Origin of the sequence: Ramlibacter sp., from assembly GCF_035554825.1 — a bacterium.
Lineage (GTDB): Bacteria > Pseudomonadota > Gammaproteobacteria > Burkholderiales > Burkholderiaceae_C > Ramlibacter.
Genome location: NZ_DATMHS010000046.1, coordinates 1 through 22,332, shown reverse-complemented (window position 1 = coordinate 22,332; position 22,332 = coordinate 1). Strand labels below are relative to the sequence as shown.

At 68.8% G+C, this 22,332-nt stretch carries 19 protein-coding genes and 1 pseudogene; 9 read left to right on the top strand and 11 right to left on the bottom strand.

Going from position 1 to position 22,332, the window contains the following annotated elements:
- Together paaA and VNT59_RS05190 are read right to left on the bottom strand one after the other, a co-directional pair.
- A partial coding sequence (gene paaA / locus VNT59_RS05195) for a 1,2-phenylacetyl-CoA epoxidase subunit PaaA (RefSeq protein WP_325497254.1) occupies positions 1-595 on the bottom strand: 595 nt, incomplete at its 3' end.
- Between the two features lie 141 nt (positions 596-736).
- Entirely contained in the window at positions 737-1,240 is a 504-nt protein-coding gene (locus VNT59_RS05190; RefSeq protein ID WP_325497253.1) for an Lrp/AsnC family transcriptional regulator, read from the bottom strand.
- 129 nt (positions 1,241-1,369) lie between these two features.
- Here VNT59_RS05190 and VNT59_RS05185 point away from each other — a divergent pair, with 129 nt between their 5' ends.
- Entirely contained in the window at positions 1,370-4,954 is a 3,585-nt protein-coding gene (locus VNT59_RS05185; protein WP_325497252.1) for an indolepyruvate ferredoxin oxidoreductase family protein, read from the top strand.
- A gap of 24 nt (positions 4,955-4,978) precedes the next feature.
- Here VNT59_RS05185 and VNT59_RS05180 read toward each other — a convergent pair whose 3' ends face one another.
- Entirely contained in the window at positions 4,979-6,052 is a 1,074-nt protein-coding gene (locus VNT59_RS05180; RefSeq protein ID WP_325497257.1) for a 3-deoxy-7-phosphoheptulonate synthase, read from the bottom strand.
- Positions 6,053-6,228: 176 nt separating this feature from the next.
- On the opposite strand from VNT59_RS05180, the gene VNT59_RS05175 reads away from it, so the two are divergent.
- Positions 6,229-6,654 (top strand): hypothetical protein, encoded by a 426-nt coding sequence (locus tag VNT59_RS05175; protein WP_325497251.1) that lies wholly within the window; start codon positions 6,229-6,231, stop codon positions 6,652-6,654.
- A gap of 9 nt (positions 6,655-6,663) precedes the next feature.
- Here VNT59_RS05175 and VNT59_RS05170 read toward each other — a convergent pair whose 3' ends face one another.
- The 3 genes from VNT59_RS05170 to VNT59_RS05160 form a co-directional block, all read right to left on the bottom strand.
- Positions 6,664-7,851, bottom strand: a complete 1,188-nt coding sequence (locus tag VNT59_RS05170) for a thiolase family protein (RefSeq protein ID WP_325497250.1) — start codon at positions 7,849-7,851, stop codon at positions 6,664-6,666.
- 40 nt (positions 7,852-7,891) lie between these two features.
- Positions 7,892-9,688: a feruloyl-CoA synthase gene (locus VNT59_RS05165; RefSeq protein WP_414708343.1), complete on the bottom strand. Its 1,797-nt coding sequence runs from the start codon at positions 9,686-9,688 to the stop codon at positions 7,892-7,894.
- Between the two features lie 149 nt (positions 9,689-9,837).
- Entirely contained in the window at positions 9,838-11,514 is a 1,677-nt protein-coding gene (locus VNT59_RS05160; protein ID WP_325497249.1) for a hypothetical protein, read from the bottom strand.
- A 272-nt stretch (positions 11,515-11,786) separates the two neighbouring features.
- On the opposite strand from VNT59_RS05160, the gene VNT59_RS05155 reads away from it, so the two are divergent.
- Both VNT59_RS05155 and VNT59_RS05150 read left to right on the top strand, forming a co-directional pair.
- Complete coding sequence (locus VNT59_RS05155) at positions 11,787-12,005, top strand: hypothetical protein (RefSeq protein WP_325497248.1); 219 nt, start codon at positions 11,787-11,789, stop codon at positions 12,003-12,005.
- Between the two features lie 522 nt (positions 12,006-12,527).
- Positions 12,528-13,037, top strand: a complete 510-nt coding sequence (locus tag VNT59_RS05150; RefSeq protein ID WP_325497247.1) for a CBS domain-containing protein — start codon at positions 12,528-12,530, stop codon at positions 13,035-13,037.
- 7 nt (positions 13,038-13,044) lie between these two features.
- Here the strand turns inward: VNT59_RS05150 and VNT59_RS05145 are convergent, their stop codons facing one another.
- Genes VNT59_RS05145 through VNT59_RS05135 form a run of 3 tightly spaced genes read right to left on the bottom strand, consistent with a single transcriptional unit; the run spans position 13,045 to position 16,315 of the window.
- Positions 13,045-13,722, bottom strand: a complete 678-nt coding sequence (locus VNT59_RS05145; RefSeq protein WP_325497246.1) for a SagB/ThcOx family dehydrogenase — start codon at positions 13,720-13,722, stop codon at positions 13,045-13,047.
- Positions 13,723-13,767: 45 nt separating this feature from the next.
- Positions 13,768-15,111 carry an FAD-binding oxidoreductase gene (locus tag VNT59_RS05140; protein WP_325497245.1) on the bottom strand — a complete coding sequence of 448 codons (1,344 nt, stop codon included), beginning with the start codon at positions 15,109-15,111 and terminating at the stop codon, positions 13,768-13,770.
- Positions 15,101-16,315, bottom strand: a complete 1,215-nt coding sequence (locus tag VNT59_RS05135) for a cyclopropane-fatty-acyl-phospholipid synthase family protein (protein WP_325497244.1) — start codon at positions 16,313-16,315, stop codon at positions 15,101-15,103. The genes VNT59_RS05140 and VNT59_RS05135 overlap by 11 nt, the downstream gene beginning before the upstream one ends.
- Positions 16,316-16,446: 131 nt before the next feature.
- Here VNT59_RS05135 and VNT59_RS05130 point away from each other — a divergent pair, with 131 nt between their 5' ends.
- The 5 genes from VNT59_RS05130 to VNT59_RS05110 all read left to right on the top strand — a co-directional run bounded on the left by VNT59_RS05130 (position 16,447) and on the right by VNT59_RS05110 (position 20,120).
- On the top strand, positions 16,447-16,689 hold the full coding sequence (locus VNT59_RS05130) for a hypothetical protein (RefSeq protein WP_325497243.1): 243 nt from the start codon (positions 16,447-16,449) through the stop codon (positions 16,687-16,689).
- Positions 16,690-16,882: 193 nt separating this feature from the next.
- On the top strand, positions 16,883-17,149 hold the full coding sequence (locus VNT59_RS05125) for a hypothetical protein (protein WP_325497242.1): 267 nt from the start codon (positions 16,883-16,885) through the stop codon (positions 17,147-17,149).
- 414 nt (positions 17,150-17,563) lie between these two features.
- On the top strand, positions 17,564-17,926 hold the full coding sequence (locus tag VNT59_RS05120; protein ID WP_325497241.1) for a hypothetical protein: 363 nt from the start codon (positions 17,564-17,566) through the stop codon (positions 17,924-17,926).
- A gap of 157 nt (positions 17,927-18,083) precedes the next feature.
- Positions 18,084-19,442 (top strand): AAA family ATPase, encoded by a 1,359-nt coding sequence (locus tag VNT59_RS05115; RefSeq protein ID WP_325497255.1) that lies wholly within the window; start codon positions 18,084-18,086, stop codon positions 19,440-19,442.
- A 141-nt stretch (positions 19,443-19,583) separates the two neighbouring features.
- The gene (locus VNT59_RS05110) at positions 19,584-20,120 is read left to right on the top strand and encodes a hypothetical protein (RefSeq protein WP_325497240.1); all 537 of its coding nucleotides are present in this window, start codon (positions 19,584-19,586) and stop codon (positions 20,118-20,120) included.
- Positions 20,121-20,156: 36 nt separating this feature from the next.
- On the opposite strand, the gene VNT59_RS05105 is transcribed toward VNT59_RS05110, so the two are convergent.
- Positions 20,157-21,362 carry a GIY-YIG nuclease family protein gene (locus VNT59_RS05105; protein WP_325497239.1) on the bottom strand — a complete coding sequence of 402 codons (1,206 nt, stop codon included), beginning with the start codon at positions 21,360-21,362 and terminating at the stop codon, positions 20,157-20,159.
- A pseudogene (locus VNT59_RS05100) lies at positions 21,355-22,332 on the bottom strand (DEAD/DEAH box helicase); the annotation flags it as partial. The gene VNT59_RS05105 and the pseudogene VNT59_RS05100, both read right to left, overlap by 8 nt.

Here is a 22,332-nt window from a genome sequence, read left to right as displayed (position 1 = left end):
CGGTGCCCTTGGTCATCATGGTGAGCAGCGCTTCATAGCCCTGGCGCTGATGGAAGGACTCCTCGCGGCAGATGCGGATCATGGCGCGCGCATAAGGCGCGTACGAGCAGCGGCAGATCGGCACCTGGTTCATGATCGCGGCGCCGTCGACCAGCCAGCCGATCGTGCCCACGTCGGCCCAGGTCAGCGTGGGGTAGTTGAAGATCGAGCTGTACTTGGCCTTGCCCGCGTGCAGCGCATCGAGCATCTGGTCGCGCGAGGTGCCCAGCGTCTCGGCGGCGGAATAGAGGTACAGGCCATGGCCGCCCTCGTCCTGGACCTTGGCCAGCAGGATCGCCTTGCGCTTGAGCGTCGGCGCGCGGCTGATCCAGTTGCCCTCCGGCAGCATGCCGACGTATTCGGAGTGCGCGTGCTGGCTGATCTGGCGCACCAGCGTCCTGCGGTAGTGCTCCGGCATCCAGTCCTTGGGCTCCACGAAATCGCCGTCGGCGATCCGGGCCTCGAACCCTTCCTCGAGCCGGGCTTCCTCGGCCGACCGCACCGGCTTGCGCGCGGCGGCGTCCTTGCCCATGGTGTCCATGGCCTGCGTGTACATCGCTCGTCTCCCTGTAGGGCCAGGCGGCGGTCACTTCGACCGACCGTTCGGTTGGCGATAGCATACGAGAAAGTTTGATGCAGATCAAACTCGAACGCCAGGAAGACCGATCAGCTCGGGCGCCGGCAACGGCCGGCGCCTTCAGCGCCGCTTGGGTGCCGGCGCCGGCGCCGGGACCGCCGCCTCGAAGGGCAAGCCGGACTGCGCCTTCACTTCCTTGAGCACCACGCTCGAGCGCACATGGGTCACGCCCGGCAGCTTGAATGCCGTTTCGTGCAGGAAGGCTTCGTAGCCCTTGATGTCGGGCACCAGCACCTTGATCACGTAGTCGGCCTGGCCGGTCGTGGCGTAGCAGCTGACGATCTGCGGGCAGTCGGCAACGGCCGCCTCGAAGCGCCGGACGTCGTCCTCGTGGTGGCGCGTGAGATTGAGCTCCGCCAGCACGCACAGCGCCAGCCCGACCTTCTCCCGGTCCACGAGGGCCGTGTAGCCGCGGATGACGCCGCTGGCCTCCAGTTCCTTGACCCGCTTCCAGCACGGCGTGCTGGACAGGCCGACCGCGGTCGCCAGCTGCTGCACCGTCTGGCGCGAATCGCGCTGCAGCTGCGCCAGCAGCAGGCGGTCATAGCGGTCGAGTTGGTTCATTTCCTTCTCCGACGAAATCGAAGAATGAGATTCTCCAACAGACCGGTCGATCGAGCAAAAAAGAATCTCATTCCGCCGCCCGCTGCGTAATCTTGACGCTCCGCAAAGACAACTGCAGAAAGCAGTGACATGGCCGAGACAACCATTGCTTCACCCTCCCCGGTGCTGCGCCCGGACTACCGCCTGCGCGACAGCCTGGACGCGACCGGCGGTGCGATCTTCCTGACCGGGACCCAGGCCCTGGTCCGGCTGCTGCTGATGCAGCGCCAGCGCGATGCCGCCGCCGGCCTGGACAGCCGGGGCTTCGTCAGCGGCTACCGGGGCTCGCCGCTCGGCATGGTGGACCAGGCGCTGTGGAAAGCGGGCGACCGCCTGCCGGCGAACGGCATCCGCTTCCTGCCGGCGATCAACGAGGAGTTGGCCGCGACCGCGGTGCTGGGCACCCAGCGCGTCGAGGCGGACCCCGACCGCACCTGCGCCGGCGTGTTCGCGATGTGGTACGGCAAGGGTCCCGGCGTCGACCGGGCCGGCGATGCGCTCAAGCACGGCAACGCGTACGGCGCCTCGCCGCATGGCGGCGTGCTGATGGTCGCCGGCGACGACCACGGCTGCGTCTCGTCCTCGATGCCGCACCAGAGCGACCAGGCCTTCCGGGCGTGGCACGCGCCGGTGGTGGCGCCCGGCAACGTCGCGGAGTACCTCGAATTCGGCCTGTACGGCTGGGCCCTGTCGCGCTTCTCGGGCAACTGGGTCGGCTTCACGGCGCTGTCGGAGGTGGTGGAGAGCGCCTCCACCGTCGACCTCGATCTGGTGAATGCGCGCGTTGCCGCCTGGCAGGACGCGGACACCGTGCGCCGGGCGACCGGCTACGCGCCGCCGGCCGGCGGCCTGCACTACCGCTGGCCCGACCTGCCCTCGCTCACCATCGAGCAGCGGCTGCACGCCAAGCTGGACGCGGTGCGCGCCTTTGCCCGCGTCAACAGCATCGACCGGCACATCGTCGGCAGCGCGCGGGCCACCGTCGGCATCGTCACGGCGGGCAAGGCGCACGACGACCTGATGGAGGTGCTGCGGCGCCTGGCCATCCCGCCGGCCGAGCTCGCCGCGCACGGCGTGCGGATCTACAAGCTGGGCCTCACGTTCCCGATCGAGCCGACCCGCATGACGGAATTCGTGCGCGGCCTGCGCGAAGTGCTGGTGGTCGAGGAAAAAGGCCCGGTCGTGGAGGAGCAGCTGCGCTCGATGTTCTACAACGCGGCGCAGCGACCGGCGATCGTCGGCAAGCACGATCGCCACGGCCGGCCACTGGTGCCGGCGGTCGGCGAGTTGCGGCCGTCGCGGCTGATCGAGGGGGTCGCGAACTGGCTGGCGGGCCACTTCGGCGACCTCGACCGCCGCCACCTGGTGCGCGACTTCACGCTGCCCGAGCTGCTGTCGAACGAGTCCGACAGCGTCAAGCGCCTGCCCTACTTCTGCGCCGGCTGCCCGCACAACACGTCGACGCGCGTGCCGGAAGGCTCGCGTGCGCAGGCCGGCATCGGCTGCCACTTCATGGCCAGCTGGATGGACCGCGCCACCGAGGGCCTGATCCAGATGGGCGGCGAAGGCGTCGACTGGGTGTCGCACGCGATGTTCACCACGGTGCCGCACGTCTTCCAGAATCTGGGCGACGGCACCTACTACCACTCGGGGTACCTGGCGATCCGGCAGGCGGTCGCCGCGAAGGCGACGCTGACCTACAAGATCCTGTTCAACGACGCCGTGGCGATGACGGGCGGCCAGCCGGTGGACGGCATCATCAGCGTCGACGGCATCGCGCGCCAGGTGGAAGCCGAGGGCGTGAAGCAGGTGGTGGTGGTCTCCGACGACATCGCGAAGTACGACCGCGTCCGCGACCGCTTTCCGGCTGGCACGCAATTCCACGACCGCGAGGCGCTCGACGACGTCCAGCGGCGGCTGCGCGAGGTGCCCGGCGTCACGGTGCTGATCTACGAGCAGACCTGCGCCGCCGAGAAGCGCCGCCGCCGCAAGAAGGGCGAGCTGGTCGATCCGGCCCGGCGCCTCTTCATCAACGACCGGGTGTGCGAAGGCTGCGGCGACTGCTCGGTGCAGAGCAACTGCGTGGCGGTGGTGCCGCTGGAAACGCCCCTGGGCCGAAAGCGCAAGATCGACCAGAGCAGCTGCAACAAGGACTATTCCTGCGCCAAGGGCTTCTGCCCCAGCTTCGTGGGCGTGCTGGGCGCGCAACCGCGCCGGCGGGCCGGCGCGCTGGCGAGCGGCACCAAAGTCTTCCTGTCGCAGGTGGATGCGCTGCCGGCGCCGCCGCCGCACGCCTGGAACGCCCCCTACGACCTGCTGGTCACCGGCGTCGGCGGCACCGGCGTGGTGACCGTGGGCGCGCTGGTCGCCATGGCGGCCCACCTGGAGGGCAAGAGCGCCAGCGTGCTCGACTTCATGGGCTTCGCGCAGAAGGGCGGCTCGGTCCTGAGCTTCGTGCGCATGGCCGACATTCCGGCCCGGCTCAACCAAGTGCGGATCGACACGCAGCAGGCCGACGCCGTCCTGGCCTGCGATGTCGTGGTCGCGGCCTCGCCCGATGCCCTGGCGACGGTGCGGCACGGGCGCACGCGCATCCTCGCCAACGTGCACGAGGTGCCGGTCGCCGAAAGCCTGCGCCATCCCGACGCGAGCCTCAAGCTGCCGCAGCTGCTGGAGAAGCTGCGCTTCGCGACGGGCGACGGGCGCGTGGAGACGCTCGATGCGCAGGCGCTGGCCGAAACCTTCCTGGGCGATTCGATCTACTCCAACATCGTCGCGCTGGGCGCCGCCTGGCAGCGCGCGCTGGTGCCGGTGAGCCTGCAGGCGCTGATGCGGGCGATCGAGCTGAACGACGTGGCCGTGGAGAACAACAAGCTGGCGCTGTCGCTGGGCCGCCTGGCCGTCGGCGACCCCGCTGCGATCGCGGCCCTGCGGCGCGGCACGGCCGCCGAACCGGCGGCCCCCGAAACGCTCGACGCCCTCATCGTCCGCGCGGTCGACCATCTGACCGCCTACCAGAGCGCGGCCTACGCCGATCGCTTCACCGAATTCGTCGCCACCGTGCGGCGGCACGAGCAGGCGCTGGCCGCCGATCCCGCCCTGCCCTTCACCAGCGCCGTCGCCCGCAGCCTGCTCAAGCTGATGGCCTTCAAGGACGAATACGAGGTCGCGCGGCTGTACACCGACGGCGGATTCACGCGCGCGCTGCGCGAGCAGTTCGACGGCGACATCCGGCTGGAGTTCTTCATGGCGCCGCCGGCGCTGCGCCGCGCCCGCGGCGGCAAGCCGCCGCGCAAGATCCGCCTGGGCGGCTGGCTGCTGCCGGCGATGAGGCTGCTGGCGCAGGGACGCCGGCTGCGCGGCACGGTGCTCGACGTGTTCGGCCGCACCGACGAGCGCCGGATGGAACGCGCGCTGATCGTCCAGTACCGCGAGCGCATCGAGGCGCTGCTGCCCGCGCTCACCCGCGACCGCCTGCCGATCGCCTGCGAGATCGCGGCCCTGCCGCTGCAGATGCGCGGCTTCGGCCACGTGAAGGCCGCCAATGTCGCGCTGACCCGCGCGCGCGAAGCCGAACTGCTGCACCGCTTCGATCCGGCCACCTGCGAGCGGCCGGCCGCGTCGCGCGAAGCCGGCCAGATCCGCGGCATCCGGGTCACGGCGGCGGCGCACTGAGCCGCCCGCCGCCCGCGGCAGCGCTCAGGCCACGCTGCGCTCCCGCCGCTGCCGCGACGCCTGCGCCAGCTCGCGCAGCACGGCTTCGGTCTGCTCCCATCCGATGCAGCCGTCGGTGATGGAGACGCCGTACTGCAACGGCGCACCGGTCTTGAGCTCCTGCTTGCCCGCATGGAGATGGCTCTCGATCATCAGGCCCAGGATGCGCTGTTCGCCGCCGGCGATCTGGCCGGCCAGGTCGTGGGCGACCTCGATCTGGCGCAGGTAGTTCTTGGCGGCGTTCGCGTGCGAGCAGTCGACCATGACGCGCTCGCAGACGCCCGCCTTGTGCAGGACCGCGGCCGCCGCATCGATGTCCGCCGCATGGTAGTTGGGGCCGCGCGAGCCGCCGCGCAGGATGATGTGGCAGTCGCCGTTGCCGGCGGTCTCGAAGATGGCGGCCTGCCCCATCTTCGTCATGCCCATGAACGCGTGCGGCGAGCGGCAGGCCACCAGCGCGTCGGCCGCCATCTGCACCCCGCCGCCGGTCCCGTTCTTGAAGCCGACCGGGCAGCTCAGCCCGGAGGCCAGCTGGCGGTGGCTCGGGCTCTCGGTGGTGCGCGCGCCGATCGCCCCCCAGCTCACCAGGTCGGCCACGTACTGCGGGCTCAGCAGGTCCAGGAACTCGGTGCCCACCGGCAGCCCCATGCGCGTGATGTCCAGCAGCAGCGCGCGGGCGCGGCGCAACCCCTCGTTCATGCGGAAGCTGCCGTCCAGGTGCGGGTCGTTGATGAAGCCCTTCCAGCCGACCGTGGTGCGCGGTTTTTCGAAATAGGCGCGCATCACCAGCAGCAGGTCCTGGTCGAGCTGCGGCGCGAGCGCCTGCAGCCGGCGCGCATATTCCAGCGCCTGCTCGCTGTCGTGGATCGAGCAGGGCCCGACCACCACCAGCAGGCGCGGATCGGCGCCGTGCACGATCCGCGCGACCTGCCCGCGGCTGGCTTCGACAAACGCCTGCACCACGTCGTCCGCGGGATAGTCGTCCTGCAGCAGGGCGGGCGAGATCAGCGGGCGCACCTGCCGGATGCGGACGTCGTCCAGCCGCGTCGCCTGCGGCATGTCTTCGTTCGGTTGTGGGGTGTGCTGGTGAGGGATAGCGGCGGCCTCGAGGTTCATGCCGGCAGTCTACCGCCGCGACCCCGCGGCGCCGCGGTGGCCGCTCGTGATCCAGGTCAACGCGCTGCGGCCACCGGCTGACATGCTGGAGAGGTAGTGATCCGAGCAAGACAGCAGCCATGGCCACCCAGCATTCCTTCCCAACCGGTCTCGTTTCGCGCCCCCTGATCGGGGCGATCGGCGCCGCGCTGGCGGCCGCGTGCCTCCTTGCCGCCGCGCCGGCCGAGGCCGGCACCAGGGCGTTCAACGAAGCCGTGCAGCAGTACCGCGCCGGCCACCTCGCCGACGCCTTCGGCCGCTTCTTCGCGCTGGCCAACGACGGCGACGCCGATGCGGCGCGCATCGCGCTCTTCATGCACCAGTTCGGGCCGACGCTGTACGGCCGCTATTGGGACGCCAACCCCCGCGAGGTGGCGTACTGGCAGTCGCTGCAGGCCAAGCCGACCGTGCACGCGGCGCCGCCGTTCCAGCCGGACTGGCTCGACGCCGGCACCGCCCAGCAGCGGGTCGTGAAGCGCGGCGTCAGGAAGACGGCCACGCAATAGCCCGCGGCGCTACGCCACCGACAGCACGAGCGCGGCCCCCATGTCGCCGGCGGCGCAGCCGGTGAACAGTCCGAGTCCGCCGCCTTGCGCCCGCAGGGCGTGCACCAGCTCGACCACGCCGCGCATGCCGGTCGGCCCCTGCGGGTGGCCGTAGATCAGGCTGCAGCCATAGGGATTCATCTGCTCCAGCGGGTAGCCCATCGCCCGGCTGAACCACAGGTCGTTCACGGCGAACGGGTTGTGCGTGGTGACCGCCTTCAGCTCCCGTACCTTCGCCCCGGCGCTGGCCAGCGCGCGCTGCGCGGCGAGCGCCGGCGCCTTGGGCATGCGGCCCTTCTCGGCCCGGGCGAAGCCGGCGGCCAGGAGCCGCACCACGCCCTCGCCCCTCGCGGCCGCCGCCGCCCGCTCGCGTCCCATCACCACCAGGCCCGCGGCGCCGTCGGCCGGATGGGTCTGGGTCCCGGGCGTGGTGACGCCGCCGGGGACGGCCACCTTCAGTGCCGCGAGCCCTTCGCGGCTGTACGGACCGATGCCCTCGTCGGCCTCGAGCACGACGGCCTTCTTGCGCTGCTGCACCACGATCGGCTGGAAGTACTGCCGCTGGATGCGGCGGTCGTCGGCCAGCGCCTGTTCGTACTGCCGGTAGCGCAGCAAGGCCAGCTCGTCGCACTGCTCGCGCGTGAAGGCGCCGTCGCGCGCCGTTGCCTCGGCCGTGGCCAGCATGGATTCGCCGGTCCAGGGGTCGGCGGCGAAATTGTCCAGCACCCAGTGCTCGGTGGCGGGGCTGCCGCCCATCCCGTTGGAGCGCGGATAGATCATCAGCGGGCCGTTGCTGACGCGGTCGGCGGTGACCACCAGCTGCGCGTCGCCGCCGGAGAGCTGGCAGGCCGCCGCGCCCTGCGCGATGCAGGCCACGGAGGTCGCGCAGGCCTGCGAGATCGTCGGCCCGCCGATGCCGGCGAGGCCCAGCCGGGCGGCGACCAGCGGCGCCGCGAAGAAGCTGCCGATCTGCGGCACGGTGGTGCCGTACACCAGCTGGGTGGCTTCGTTCGCGTCGAAGCCGCGTCCCTGCAGGGCGTCCCGGGTGACCTGCACGGCCAGGTCGAGGCTGGACAGGTCGGCGGTGCCGCCTTGCCAGCGGATGAACGGCGAGGACCACAGCAGCCGTGCGGGGATGAAGGCATTGTCGAATTGCATGGTGAGGACTCCGATGGAATCGGTGCGGCCCGGGCGGTGGTCAGATCCTGAGGACCCGCGCCGCGCCGGGTTCGTACAGTGCGGCGACGTCGCCCGCGCGATGCTCCAGCACCGCGCGCTGGTTGATGTAGCCCTTGTCGGTGATCTCGCCGGCATCGGCGCTGGGCGGCTCGGCCTGCACCAGCGCGCGCACCGGGTATTGCGAGCTGCCGCCGCCGTCCTCGGCCAGGCGGCGCATGGCGGCCAGCAGATGGGCCTGCAACTGCGCTTCGGGCAGGCCCCGGCCCTGCGGCGTCGGGAACACCAGCAGCCCGACCTCATCGCGGTCATGGCCGGTGATCACGACGTCGGCGACGTGCGGCGCCATGGCCGTGACGATGCGCGGCCGCAGCGTGCCGACGCTGACCCAGGTGCCGGTGGACAGCTTGAAGTCCTCGGCCACCCGGCCGTCGAAGGCGACGCCCTTGGCCGGATCGGCCGGGTCGACCAGCGTGCCGGCATCGCCGATCAGGTAGAAGCCTTCCTGGTCGAAGGCGGCGGCCGTCAGGTCGTCGCGACCCAGGTAGCCGGGGAAGATGTTGGGCCCGCGCACCCGCATTTCGAGCTTGCTGCCGTTGGGCGTGAACTTGAGTTCGCCGCCCGGCAGCGGCAACCCGAGGCAGCCGGCCTGCTCGATGCGCCAGTGCACGGCCGTCATGCCCGGCGAGGTCTCGGTGGCGCCCCAGGCCGACGTGAACCACACCGGCCGCTCGCGGACCCGGCGCGCCACCGCCTCCAGCCGCTGCCACAGGCTTTGCGGCAGGGCCGCGGCGGCGTAGAAGATGCCCTCGAGGTTCTGGAACACGTCGCGGGCCGCGGCCTCGTCCTGCTCCAGGAAGGGCAGCAGCATGTCGAAGCCCCGCGGCACGTTGAAATAGAAATTGGGCTTGACCTCGCGCAGGTTGCGCACGCTGTGCTCGATCAGGCCGGGCGCCGGCCGCCCTTCGTCGATGTACATGGTGCCGCCGTGCGACAGCACCATGTTGAAGTTGTGGTTGGCGCCGAACGTGTGGCTCCAGGGCAGCCAGTCCACCAGCACCAGCGGATGCCGCGTGAGGAACGGCCACACCTGCGCGATCTGCTGCTGGTTGGCGCAGAGCATGCGGTGGGTGTTGATCACCACCTTCGGGAAGCCGGTCGAGCCGCTGGTCAGCAGGTACTTGGCATGGCTTTCGGGCCGGATCGCCGCGAAAGCCCGCATCACGGCGGGCGACTCGACGGCCGCCTCCAGCGCGGCGAACGCCGCGGCGCCGGGGTGCTCGGCCGCGTTGGCGCCGAACAGCACCGGCGCCTTGTCGCCCCAGGCCCGGACGGCCGGCCCGTAGACGCGCGCATCGGACGCATAGACCAGCGCGGGAGACAGCATGTCGAGGATGCCGGAGATCTTCGAGTAGTTCTTCGTCTGCCGGCAGTAGGCGCTCGACACCATGCAGGAGGGACGCCCCAGGTGCATCGCGGCCAGGCCCAGCAAGGCGGCTTCGATCGAGTTGTCCGACAGGATGACGACCGGCCGGCCCGGGTCGAAGCGCGCGTCCAGCAAGCCCTGCGCGATGCGGCCGACCCGCTCCCGCGCCTGCCGGTAGCTGACCGTGCGCCAGCGGCCTTCGCCGTCGCGCTCGGCGAGGAACAGGGCATCGGGGGTGGTGGCGGCCCAGTGCTCCAGCCATTCGCCGATGCAGCGCGCGAACGGCTGCAGCGGCAGCGGGTTGCGCAGCACGAAGCTGCCATCGGGCCGCGTCTGGGTCTCGACGCGCGGCGGGACCAGGGCCTGCTCGTCCCGGAACGGGAAGTGGGTCACGATGTCGTCTCCTCGCGGCCGGCGGTCGCGTTGCGCCGGCCCATGGCGACATGATCCGCGCGAACCCGCGCGCTGGGAAGTGGGGTTCACCCCGCCGGCCCCGACGGCCGGCAAGGCACCTGCTCAGCGGTGTGGCCCCGAGCGGGCGCCTACCAGCGCACGGCCGCGATCACCGCGTCGTTGATGCGCTGCATCCAATCCAGTTGCGCCGCATTCGGGATGCCGATCGACGAGAACTTGGCGGCATACGCGGCCCCGTAGGCCTCGTCGGCCGCAGCCATGGCCGCCAGCTCCGCGGCGGTCAGCAGGTGCACCGCGGTCGCGCGGAAGATCGCCGGCGTGCCCGCGGCCGGGACCGCGATCGCGGTCTGCGCCTGGTAGGTGTCGATGGTCTGGGCCGTGTAGGGGGCGATGCTCTGCGCCGTGTACGGCGCGATCGTGGCGCTGTGGAACACGGCGATCGACCCGTCGGAGCAGCTTTCCCGCCCGTTGACGATCACCAGGGTCGCGCTGCCGCAGGAGTAGAAGGACCCGCAGCTCAGCACGCCGTTCTGCTCGCTGACTGGAGCGCCGGCGGGGCAGCCGGTGACGCTGGTGTCGAGCCGCGTCGTGCGCGGCAACGGCGAGGTGTAGCGAGCCGGGTACAGCTGCTGCACTTGCGACGCGACGTACACGGGAAGGATCCGCGCCTGGTAGTTCTCGACGATGGTCGCACGGCCGAAATGCGTGTCGAGATAGCCAGGGCGCAGTCCGCTCGCCGTGCCGGAAAAGGTGACGCCGAAAGCCCTCATGAACTCCGTGCTGCCGGCGGCCGGGTTCATCGCCTGCCCCGCCACGGTGATCTGCTGGCTTCCCATCCGTCCGTCGAAGGTCCCGTCGTAGAAATCCAGGGACAGGGCGGCGAACACGACGTCCGGGTCGTTCGGGAACAGGCGATGGCCGAGCGTGTCGAGCGCGGCGATCACGAGCGCGAGCTGCACGCCTTCCGGGTCGGCAGTGGTCGCCGCGACGTCGAAGCGGGGGATGATCCGGCTGGGCCGCGAGCGCAGGCCGTATTGCCAGGCCACCCAGTTCTCGGCGGTGTCGATCGAACCGCTGACGGAGTAGTTTTGGGCCAGATAGAGCCGGGCGAGCGACACGGCCATGTCGGACAGGGGATTGACGGAGACGCCGGCCTCCCCCGTCGCCGAAACCGCCGCCAGCATGGCCGCCATCTTCCTGCTGGAGGCGACGGTGGCGCCGTTGTACGCGCTGGTGTACGAGCCGCCGTCCGCCTCGATCAGCACCGGCCCGGCCGGCTGCGATGGCAGCCGCACGGAAAACTGGCCGTCGGCAGCCGTGGTGGCGCTGGCGAGGAGACCGCCCTTGGAGCCATCGCCGTTGAGGTTGTAGACGCTGACCGTCGCGCCCTGCAACAGCCCCTTGGCGGCGACACCGGAGACCACCGGGCAGTTCTCGGGATAGACAAGGCAGGCGAAGTCGGCAATGGTCCCCACCGGGACGATGTCGGGCCCGAACAGGCCCTTGACGGCCACCGTCTGGCCGTCAAGTCCAAGGTAGACGCCGTTGCCGTAGGAACGGAATACATACGGGCCCAACGTCTGATTGGCCTCGTGCGAAGGAAAGTACCCTGGATACGCGCGTTCCGCCCAATCCATGAGCGCGGTGGCATCGACCATGCGGGCGACCCGAAGCGGCCCGGCGCGTTGTGGAGCGGGGGCTTGCAGGCCGTCGCCGTACTGGCTGGCCGGCGCGGTCCCCCCGCCGCAGGAAACGAGGAGCGCCGTCGAAACGGCGGCGAAGAACGTGCGGACGAACTGGTACATCGGAACCTCTTCTCTGCCGAAAATGTATCAGTACTGTTCAGCTGCATCAAGGTGTGTATCGAGCCGTTGCAGCCCGAAGCGTCGGGCCCGGGCGCAGAGGAAGGCGGGACTTCGCGGCGGCGGGCCAATCCACAGAGGGTGACCGACCTCCGGACTCGGGCTTGTCCCTGGGGCGAGCGCGACGGCGAGGAGATGCAATTGTTTGTGCGGCCGCCACCTTTGTTTCACTTGCGCCGTTGGACGCGTGTCATTTGCACGGCTAGCATGATTTCATGCGCGAAGCCAGAGCAAACGACGAGTGGGATCAGTCCCGGCCGGGGCACCGCAGCGGCGCGGGCTCGGACAGCGTGCTGCGCTACCTGCAGGAAGAACTGGCCAGCAAGCCGCAGGAACTCGACGTCATCCACACCAGCACGGACCTGCGCCGGCAGCGCTCCCTCGCACGCTTCGCCAGCCGCGTGCGGCGCGCACTGCTGAACGTCGACGCCTGACCCTCCTCGGCAGTCGCTACGGTCGAGCACCACGGCCTGGTGCCGCCGCCATGATCCACGTGGCCCAACGGCAAGGCACCCATGCGACTGGAGCCGCGCGAGCCGCACGATCGAATGGTGGTGAGCGCTCGGCGCGCGAGCGCAAGGGCTGAGTCACCGCACGCCGGGCTTGCCACTGAAGGCCGGATCCGCCTGCACGTCGGGCGACGACCGCGACAGGTGATGTCGCGGTGAATGGGCCGCGCCAGGGCGGGGCCCAGTCCCGTCGTCCTGCCGCAGTCGACGGTGCCGCACGGCATGCGATGACACGAATCAGTCTAGGTCGGCCCCCTGCCCCTGCCATGACTCAGATCAATCGCCGCTGCGGCCGCCCTGGCGCGCGTGCTCGAGCAGCCCGCCCGCGCGGGCGAAGCGGACTTGCGTCAGGTCATGGCGGCGCCACCGGCCCCGCCTAGAGTGAGCATGATGCGTTCCAGTCGGCTGTGCGCACCGCCGGGCAGCCATTCCGCGAGGGAGAAAGCCATGGACCTGACCAGCCTCTGCACCCGTGAAGTCGTCGGCATCGACGCCCAGGCTTCGCTCCAGGACGCGGCCGCCCTGATGTGCGACGAGCACGTGGGCGCGCTGGTGATCGTCACCGGCGACGACCCGCCGCAGGTGGTGGGCCTCGTGACGGACCGCGATCTCGCGCTCGAGGCGCTGGGGCGCGGCCCGACCAGAGCCGATATCCGCATCGGCCACCTCGCCAAGACCCCGCCGAAGGCCGTGGCGGCCAATGCAACCCTGCGCGAGGCAGTCGCGGCGATGGAAGAAGGCGCCGTGCGCCGCCTGCTGGTGGTCGATGACGATGGTGGCGTGATCGGATTGATTTCGGCGGACGATCTGCTCGAAGCGCTGTCGCAGGAATTCGAGACCCTCTCCCGCGCCCTGCGGCGCGGCATCGACCGGGAAAAGGAACAGCGCGCCGTGCTGTCGGTGCCCGCGCGGACACGGCCCGTCTATCCCAGGTTCGGCACCGCGGCCCTCGAATAGCCGCCGCTCAGCGCGGCATGCCGACCGGCATCAGCGCGAGCGGCCGTTCGCCGGGCGGCAGGCGCAGCGCGCGCGCCACCGCGTCGTCGTCGAAGGCGCCCACCACCACGGTGCCCAGGCCCTGCGCCGCCGCGTCCAGAGCGAGGTTCTGCGACGCGGCGCCGGCCTCGAAGGAAACATAACGACCAGAGCGGGCGCCGTATTTGCGCGCGGTTCGTTCCTCGACCGCGGCGAAGACGACCACCGCCGCGGCACTCGCCACCGCCTGTTGCGAAAACGCGGCCTGCGCCAGAACCGGCAGCACGGACTCGCCGGTCACCCGATGCAAGCTGTGCGACGGCGCGGCGTAGCGGTATGCGCCGGGCGCCAGCCCGTTCACTCGCGCCGCGACGAGATGCAGTTCCAGCGGATAGAGGGCGCCGGCGGAGGGCGCGGTGCGGCGCCCCTCGCCGGCCGTGATGCCCTGCGCCGCCCACAACAGCCGGGCCACGGCGGCGAGCGGCAGCGGTTGCGACGCATAGTCGCGCACGGACCGGCGGCGCAGCAGCGCGGATCGCAGCGACGCGCCCGCCTCTTGCGCGACGGCGGGCAGCGCGATCGACGGCGGCTCCCGCGCCGGCGGTTGCGCCGCCGCCTCCACCAGCAACTGCAGCGCTCCGGCGCCGGAGACCGTGCCGGCCAGCATCGCCCGGCGCTTCATGGTGTTTCCTTTCGATCGTGCGGTGTTCGTTCAGATCCGTCGCACGCACTTGTCGTAGAGATCGGGCGCCCGCCGCTGCGGGTCGTACTTGCGCTTGAGCCGCTCGTACGAGGCCATGCCGTACGACTGCGCGAACGCCTCGCGGGTGAAGAAGCTGTCCGAGTAGAGGGATTTGATGCCCTCCCGCCGCAGCACCTCCTGTTCGATCAGCCGGTTGAAGTGCGCCGGCTCCAGAGGACGCCGCGTCTCGATGGCATCCCAGAAGCCGAAGTTGACGTACAGCGGCGCCGCGGCCAGGCGGTAGAGCGGAAAGCACCGGCCGGGCAGCTCGCCGCGCACCGGGCAGATCCACACCGGGAGAATGCCGATCTCGCGGTGCAGGAAGTCGAGGAAGGCGGGGGCGTGGCGCCATGGGATGTCGACGTCCTGGATCACGCTCTCGCGATACCGGCCGCGCCAGCGCGCCAGGCGCTGCGCCAGCCGCCAGCGCGCGTTGAACCGCATCCAGCGGGTGTAGGTCCGCGAGTTCAGGCGCCCGCGTCCCAGCAGCCGGCGCAGCAGCGGCTGCTGCGCGCCGAAGTTGCGGGAACACCAGAACCAGTCGGTGTCCCAGCGCCAGAGGTAGTCGCCGGTGGCGAGAAAGTCCTCTTCGCGCACGCGCAACGAACGCCAGTAGATGTTCTCGAACGTGTAGTCGCTGCGCCAGCGGCCTTCGGGCACGAAATGCCCGGTGCTCAGCACCTGCTCGCCCCGGGCGAACACGACGCCGTCGACGAAGTCGGCATCGCTCGCGCAGGCCGCCGCCAGTTCGTCGAAGAAGCGCTCCGTGTCCAGGCGTCGATGGCGCAGGTGGACCACCGGCAGCACCGGCAGGGTCGCGGCGCGCAGCCGCAAGGCGTAGCCGAGGGTGCCGTAGGAATTGGGGAACCCGAAGAACAGGTCGCTGTAGTCGTTGTCGGGCGAACACACGACGACCTCGCCGCCGGGCAGCAACACTTCGATCTCGCGCAGCGTGTCGTGCACCAGGCCGTGCCGGAACGAAGTCGCCTCGATCCCGACGCCGGCGGCGGCGCCGCCGATGGTGATCGTCTTGAGCTGCGGCACCACCGCCGGCATGGTGCCGCACGCCAGCGTGGCCGCCACCAGGTCTTCGTAGGTCGTCATGCCCTCGGCGTCCACCCAGCCGGCGGCAGGGTCCTGCGCCAGCACGTGGTTCAGCGCGCCGAGGTCGAGCCGGTGCCGCCGGCCCCGCTGCCGGTCGCGAAAGAGGTTCGAGGTGCGCTTGTCCAACGCCAGCGGCCCGTCCGGCGCCGCGCGCAACTGCGCGGCCGCCTCGGCGACGCGCGCGCGGTGGTCGCCGACCTCATCGCGCATAGACGAAGTCCCGCGTCATCGGGTAGCTGGCCGACGTGACGTTGCCTTTGCTGAACACCACCTGGAACAGGTGCGTCTGCCCGGTGGGCGAGCGGAACAACTCGGCGCACCCCACCAGGTAGCACATCCAGATGCGGCGGAACCGCTCGTCGAACCGGTCCGGGTCGAGCGCGTGGATCGCCGGCCAGGCCCGCGTGAAGCGCTCCGCCCACGCATCGAGCGTCGGCGCGTAATGCCGCCGCAGGTTTTCCACGTCGATCACCTCCAGCCCCTGGCGCTCCATCTCCACGATGGTGTCGGCCAGGCCGGGAATCCAGCCGCCCGGGAACACGTGCTTGCGGATGAACGGCTCGGTCCAGGTGCGGCCGACGTGGCCGATGAAGTGCAACAGGCCCATTCCGCCGGCCCTGAGGAAGTCCGCGTGCGCCTTGATCACCTCGGCGAGCTGGTCGCGCCCGGCGTGCTCCAGCACCCCGATCGACACGACCTTGTCGTACTGGCCCTGGACATCGCGGAAGTCCGCCTCGCGCACCTGCAGCCGGGCCTCCAGGCCGCGCCGCCGGATCTCGCCTTCGAGCCACCGCACCTGCTCGGTCGTGGTGTTGACGCCGGTACCCAGCGCGCGCGTCGTTTCCCAGGCGCGGAACAGGAAGCCGCCGAAGCCGCAACCGAGGTCGACATAGCGCTCGCCGGGCGCCAGGCGCAGCTTGGCGCAGACCAGGTCGATCTTGTCGCGCTGGGCCTGCTCCAGGGTGGTGACGCCGTCGCGCCAGTACGCGCAGGTGTACATCTTCAGCGGCTCGTCCAGCCACAGCCGGTAGAACGGTTCGCCCAGTCCGTAGTGCGTCCGGGCGTTGAGCTTGGCCTGCGTCCAGTCCCGGTTGCTGGTGCGGCGCTCGAGCAGGCTGTTCTCCAGGCTGTTGACGGCGGCGGACTGCACGTCGAAGCCCGACTGCATGCCGGCGGCCAGAGCGGCGCGCAGGTCGCCCTCGAGGTCGACGTCCTGGTCGAAATACGCTTCCAGCAGCCCCATGTGGCCACGCAAGAACGTGCTGGCGAGCGCCCGCTCGGTGTGGAAGACCAGGGTGAACGCCGGCGTTCCCGTGCCGGCCGCCAGGCGCGTACCGTCGGGCAGCACGACGCAGAAGGAACTGCCTGCCCGCGTGCCGAGGGTCGAGACGACCTGCTGGAGGGAAAGGGTCATGGGCCGGCCGCTTGCTGGGGTTGTCGACCGAAACATAGGCGCGGCGGCTCCGGGCCCCTTGCGCCCCGTCAAGGAAGCCGGCGTGCCGCCGCCTATCTTTGGGTCATCGTGCACGAGCCGGGAGCAAGCAGATGGTCGACCACCTCCAGCAGATGGGTCCGCCCGACCCCGAACGGGAAACCTCGCCGATCATCGACGACGACGAGAAGGAAGACATCGAGCCGGAGGGCCCGGGCGGCTACTGCCGGTTCAACGGCGTGACCTTCCGCATCGGCGATTACGTGCTGAGCGGCGACGAGGTGCTGCACTGCGAAGCCCCGGGCCTGTGGGTGCGCGAAGGCGAACTGCGCACCGACGATTTGCGGCGGTCCTGAGCCGCCGCCCCGGCGCCGAACGAGCTTCGGAGCGTCCGCCGCCGCCCCGCTGCCAGGTGGGTGCGGCGCTTTTCGCACGCCGTCTGCGCAAGATCAACAGCCAGAATGCCGCCCCGCGGCCAAGATATGCGTTCTGCATGCTCGGCCGTAGACCCGCACGTCTGCCGCCGCACATTCACCAGCTGGGGCGACGATGGACCATGTTTCGGACGAACGCAAATTCCGTGAAGTCGCCCCGTCCGCGCCGCACATCTTCTCCTACGTCAATGCCAACCCGGCCCTCGCCGGCCTGGGGCTGCACTTCGAGTACGGCCTGGTCGACCCCGCCAGCGCCCGGGCGGTGGTGAAGTTCTCGTGCCAGCACTGCGCCAGCTGCGAGCACGCGGTGGTGTGGGTGAGCGCCATCACGCAACTGGACGGCAGCTGGGTGCTGACGCACGCGATCGGCTCGTTGTCCTAGCGCATCGCCAAGAGAAAAGCCCCGCGGCCGCAGGCCGAGGGGCTCGATGTCTGGTGGGTGATACATGGATCGAACATGTGACCCCTGCCGTGTGAAGGCAGTGCTCTACCGCTGAGCCCTCTGTCTGGTTGACCCCTGCTGCCCATTCGTCAATTCAGACAATCCAATCCTATCAAGGACTTAGCGCGACATGCAAGTCGGCACCACGCGGCCGCACTGGCTGCGCGTGGCGCGCAATCCGCGCCTTGGTGTGGCAGCACTGTGGCAGTAGTGTGGCAAATGCTCTGCTCCGCGGGCGGCAAGCTTCACGTCGCTGCGTCAAGCGGGCGTGCGCGTATAGGATTTGACGCTCCGCCGAGCGTCGCAACCGCCGTCAACAGCGGACAACCCAGCACCCCTCGGCCCATTGCGCCAATGACAACGAAGACCGGCAGAAGAGCATCGCCAGAGGAGCGCGACCGCGCGCGCGACATGATCAGGCTGTACCGCGAGGCAGCAAGAAGCCCTGATGGGCGATGCTGCATCAACCCAGAGGCAGCACCCGACGAGCGCGTGTTCATCGCTGCGGATGACCCGGAGCCGCTCTTGCTGCTGCTTGAGGAGTTCGCGGAACACGGCACGTTTGCTCCGGTGACGGGCACTGCCGACCGTCTCTTGCTCAATCTCGAGCTCAAGGAGCTTCGCGCACACGGCATGAACAAGGAAGCAGCCCTCTCCGTGCTCGGCGAGAGGCACCACGCCGATCCCAGGACCATCGAGCGGCGCCTCAAACGGTAGTCCTGAAAGTCCACGACAACGACTGGCACAAGTTGCCGGTGCGCCTGGAGCCCCAACGCGGGACCATCCACTCCGTTCCAAACAACGGCGAGCAAAGCCGTATAGGGGTGAGTAGTGGCAATACTGAGAATGCCGGCCGTGAAGGCCGAAACGGGGCATCGAAGCTCCGCAAGCATCTACCAAGCGGTACGAGAAAGGGCTCGGAAATGTTGGCCGGTGGCTTTGGGTCGAGTGGTCGCAGACCTCGGCAAAGTACGACCCCGCTGATGCGGCGCGAACCTGGGACAGCTTCAAGCCCATGCAGACGGGCTACAAAGCCGTCTTCGCGGAGGCGGCGCGGCACGAGTGGGTCAATCCGCTCTCAAACTCGGCTAGGCTGCCGGCGCCACCTGCGCGGCTCGAAGCCGGCGGGTCGCAGCCGCAGGCGATGGAACGAGGCATGTTCGTTGCGGCCGCAGACCTCGTGCGCGAGCCCGCGCCGGTCCAGTACCTGATCGACGAGCTCTTCGAGCACCCGTCCCTCGCCATGCTGTTCGGCGCGCCGGCCGCCGGAAAGAGCTTCGTTGCCATTTCCTGGGCCGCGAGCATCGCGTGCGGATATCCCTGGGCCGGCCGAGACACAAGGCAGGGAGCCGTGTTCTATCTCGCGGGCGAAGGCCATGCCGGCCTGAGTCGCCGGCTGAAAGCATGGTCCATCGGCACGGGGCAGTCACTTGCTGACGCCCCACTATTCGTGTCCCGTATGCCGGCCGCCTTGATGGATGCGGACTGTGCGAGCGCACTGGAGCAGACGATCGCCACGCTGTGCGAGGACCATGGTGCGCCCGCGTTGATCGTGGTCGACACGCTGGCCCGCAACATGGGCGCCGGCGACGAAAACAGCAACGCGGATATCGGCATCTTCGTCTCTCGCATCGACCGCATCCGGCACCAACTGGGCTGCACGGTTCTCATCGTCCATCACACTGGCCACATGGAGGCGGATCGCGCACGGGGCGCTAGTGCCCTGCCGGCCGCGATGGATGCCGTCTTTCACCTTGAGGATCACAAGGGCGTGCGCAAGCTCGTGCAGCGCAAAGCCAAAGAGTCAGAGCTTGCCGAGCCTATCAACATGGTCCTGCGGACCGTGCCGCTCGGCTGGCTCGATGCGAAAGAACGCGAGATCAGCAGCGCCGTGCTTAACCTGGCAGACGGCGAGGAAGGAGCCGCAGCGGGCAAGAGCAAGCTGACCCCGGTCCAGTTCCTGGCGCTACAAACGTTCTGCCGAGCCGCCGCTGAACATGGCGACGAGGCCGACGATCGCGTTTTCACGGACCCGCAGACCTGGCGCACGCACTTCTACGAGCACCACGAGGCAGAGAACACCGACACAAAGCGCAAGGCATTTAGCCGCGCGTGCAAGGACCTCGTCGGTCTTGGTCGGCTGCAAGAGAAGGCGAATATCTACTGGATCGGTGCAGACGATCCGGCCATGGTGGCCGCCAACCTGCTTTTTCGGATGACCCGGACAGCGTGACATGTCCGGACAACGGGCGGATGTCCGGCCAGATGCACAACCTGCCAGGCGGACAGGCCGGACACACACCTTTAGGTGTGTCCGGTTGTCCGGGGCGAGTGAGCGACTTTCTTGCTGTTGTTTTCGTAAAGAAGGAAGAACATGGGCAGCGTGTTTTCGGGTCGGACCGGGCCGCGAGGCGGCAAAACGGCCGTCGAGAGCCTCCTAAAAGTCCAAATCAACCAGACGCGGAAGGCGCCAGGTTCGCCCGCCGCTCCGCGCCTCGTGTTCGACGCGGCCGACGTGGCGGAGGTCAGCTACGGGCCGCTCCGCTGGCATGTGCACGTCGACGAAACCGAGCCGCATTTTGGTGGTCGCCGCCGATGGTTCGCGTGCCTCGCCTGCTCGTGTCGCCGCACGACGCTCTACGTGGTGGGCGACGCCCTTGCCTGCCGAGTTTGCCTAGGGCTGCGCTACGCGAGCCAGCACGAAACGGAACGCGATCGCCTGTTCCGGCGCGCGCACAAGCTGCGCGATCGTCTCGGTTGGAGTGGAGGCGTCGCCGACGAGAGGGGGGGTAGGCCGGGGGGGATGCATGAAATGACCTACTGCCGCCTATCCAGGAATCTGGCGTCCCTTACCGCGAAAATTTTGAGCGATTTGGAAGACTGGGTTGAGGGAGCGGAGAGAACATTTTGATGAGAGCCGAGCCAGAGTGAGTCTGGCGGGGGCAGGTCAGTGGCGTTGGCCGGTCGCGGGACCCTTGACCAACCTCACGGCTTTTGGGTCGTATACGTATTCAGTGATCGAACCATCAGCAATGCGCGAGACGACCTCGTCGACAATGAACAGCGGCACGAGAAACCACTCGCGCGGGACGACGGGCTTCCCGAAGCGATCCTTGATTTCGATGTCCATGCGCGCCGAGTCGAAGACGCGGTGAATGAGGTTCTCCAACTTCACGCGATTCATGTTGTAGAGCTCGTAAGTTGCAACGACCTCCACGTCCGCGAGCAGAAAGGTCGGGTCGTTCTTGGCATTCGAGAATCGCGCGGCAACGTTGTCGCGCCCCGTCACACCAACCTTATGAAGCACGTCTCGATGCGCCGCGACTGCCGGCAACTCGGACTTGCTGCGAAGGACGTATATCGTGCCGCTTTCTCGATCACTGTCAGACAGCTCATCCGAAAAGAGCGGCCCGGCGGAAGGGTTCGTAACGAGCCGCGCTGCTTCATCGCGGTAGAGCGCCCGCTGAAACGAGCGTTGAAGAACATCGCTTTCCGTTCCGTTGTCGTAGATCACCCGAAGCCGACTGTCGCGGCGCTCGTACTTGGTTCTGATCTCCTGGCCCACTTCGGCGACATACGCCAACTGGCCTCCAAGGATGAAGAACTCGCCTTGTTGAATTTCCGTCAGCTTGATTTCGTCTAGCTTGTGCAGCGCGTGTGTTTCGCGAATGCCGGCCTTGATCTCACGCTGCACTCGCTCGAACAGGGGCTTGAACGCCTCGAAGTCGGCGCAGGGCTGCCGCTGCCCAATCTCTTCGGCAGCGCGCTTGTCACCGCTCGCGCGCACGTGGCGCAAAACGGTAACGTCGTCGATCTCGGGCGCGCCGCCGAGCTCGGCGGCGATTTCGTCTAGCTCAATAGACGCCTGGCCGCTTGGAGCACCAGCGAGCAATCCTTGGTGATCCAGCGGCGCAAGCAATGCGCGGCATTCGGGGATAACACGAAGGCGATCAAGACGCACGGCGTACAGCCGTTCAAAGATATCGCGGTCCTGTCCGTGCAGCGGCGGGCAGCCGTGCTTCTCGCAAAACCGCTGAATGTCCTCGAACCCCGCAATGATGCGCTCCTCGCGAGGCGCCCGGCTGCCTGCCTTCTCTGGCGCGGCAAACTCGGTCAGCTCTGAGGCGAGCTGGTCGATATCGGGCTCACCCATATCGGCCCTCCTTCTTGAAGCGCATGAAGGCCGCCGCCCCTTCGGCCATGCGTCGTTCCCATGCGTCCTGAGAATCGAGCGCGGGTACGCGGCCACGCTCCCTCTTAAACTGAACAGCGCGAACGGCCAATTCCTTGGCCTCCTCTGGGGTAAGACCGCTCCGCTTCGCAGAGATCGCCGCCGCTACCTGCTTTAGGTTTTCCTCGCTCATTGACTTTGCGAGGATTGAGTACGCCTCCCCAAAGGGATTGATGCTATCAATGAGGTCGATGTCGAGCTCGCGCACATCCATCGAAAACCGGCGCAAACCGTCGATCAGCGCGGTGTTGGCGGCGGCCTCGCCCGAGTCACCGCCCGCCGCACGCTGTTTCGCCTGCTGAGTCAAATTAAGGGCCGCGATGGCGTGCTGGCGGACGGCCTCCTGGTCTTCCGCTTCTAGCTCTGGGTATCTGTCTCGAATGATCTTGCCCATCCGCACCTGCGTCAGTTCCTCCGAGACCAGCTCTTCGTCGAACAGACCGCGCTCGATTGTCCTTCTGTCCTGAATGAAAGAGGCGATCACCTCGTTGAGGTCCTCCTGGCATATGCGAGCGCCCTCCTTGCTCTTTGGCTCGGCAAGTCCCTTGATCTCGATCTGTACTAACCCGGATTCGTGGTTGATGCCGACGTTCGACTTCGCCGGGTCATAGCCGCCGGGCCCATAGTCAAACCCCTCTGCCGGCCCGCTCGCCGCGCTTTTCGGCTTGAACTCAAACCGAGGCGCAAGAACCTGCTCCATCAGTAGACTCGCGGCGATGGCTTTCAAGGTGTCATTGACGGCCTCCGTCACGACTTCCGCAGATGCGTCCGGCTCGGCAATCAGGTTGGTGAACCGCGCGCGAGTCTTTCCTGGCGCGTCCCGAGTCGCGCGACCGATGATCTGCACGATCTCAGTTAGGCTGGCCCGATAGCCCACCGTCAGGGCGTGTTC

Coding starts and splice junctions, on each gene's coding strand:
- VNT59_RS05190 (WP_325497253.1), bottom strand. CDS start 1,240: ATGAACCAACTCGACCGCTATGACCGCCTGCTGCTGGCGCAGCTGCAG.
- VNT59_RS05185 (WP_325497252.1), top strand. CDS start 1,370: ATGGCCGAGACAACCATTGCTTCACCCTCCCCGGTGCTGCGCCCGGAC.
- VNT59_RS05180 (WP_325497257.1), bottom strand. CDS start 6,052: ATGCCGCAGGCGACGCGGCTGGACGACGTCCGCATCCGGCAGGTGCGC.
- VNT59_RS05175 (WP_325497251.1), top strand. CDS start 6,229: ATGGCCACCCAGCATTCCTTCCCAACCGGTCTCGTTTCGCGCCCCCTG.
- VNT59_RS05170 (WP_325497250.1), bottom strand. CDS start 7,851: ATGCAATTCGACAATGCCTTCATCCCCGCACGGCTGCTGTGGTCCTCG.
- VNT59_RS05160 (WP_325497249.1), bottom strand. CDS start 11,514: ATGTACCAGTTCGTCCGCACGTTCTTCGCCGCCGTTTCGACGGCGCTC.
- VNT59_RS05155 (WP_325497248.1), top strand. CDS start 11,787: ATGCGCGAAGCCAGAGCAAACGACGAGTGGGATCAGTCCCGGCCGGGG.
- VNT59_RS05150 (WP_325497247.1), top strand. CDS start 12,528: ATGGACCTGACCAGCCTCTGCACCCGTGAAGTCGTCGGCATCGACGCC.
- VNT59_RS05145 (WP_325497246.1), bottom strand. CDS start 13,722: ATGCTGGCCGGCACGGTCTCCGGCGCCGGAGCGCTGCAGTTGCTGGTG.
- VNT59_RS05140 (WP_325497245.1), bottom strand. CDS start 15,111: ATGCGCGATGAGGTCGGCGACCACCGCGCGCGCGTCGCCGAGGCGGCC.
- VNT59_RS05135 (WP_325497244.1), bottom strand. CDS start 16,315: ATGACCCTTTCCCTCCAGCAGGTCGTCTCGACCCTCGGCACGCGGGCA.
- VNT59_RS05130 (WP_325497243.1), top strand. CDS start 16,447: ATGGTCGACCACCTCCAGCAGATGGGTCCGCCCGACCCCGAACGGGAA.
- VNT59_RS05125 (WP_325497242.1), top strand. CDS start 16,883: ATGGACCATGTTTCGGACGAACGCAAATTCCGTGAAGTCGCCCCGTCC.
- VNT59_RS05120 (WP_325497241.1), top strand. CDS start 17,564: ATGACAACGAAGACCGGCAGAAGAGCATCGCCAGAGGAGCGCGACCGC.
- VNT59_RS05110 (WP_325497240.1), top strand. CDS start 19,584: ATGGGCAGCGTGTTTTCGGGTCGGACCGGGCCGCGAGGCGGCAAAACG.
- VNT59_RS05105 (WP_325497239.1), bottom strand. CDS start 21,362: ATGGGTGAGCCCGATATCGACCAGCTCGCCTCAGAGCTGACCGAGTTT.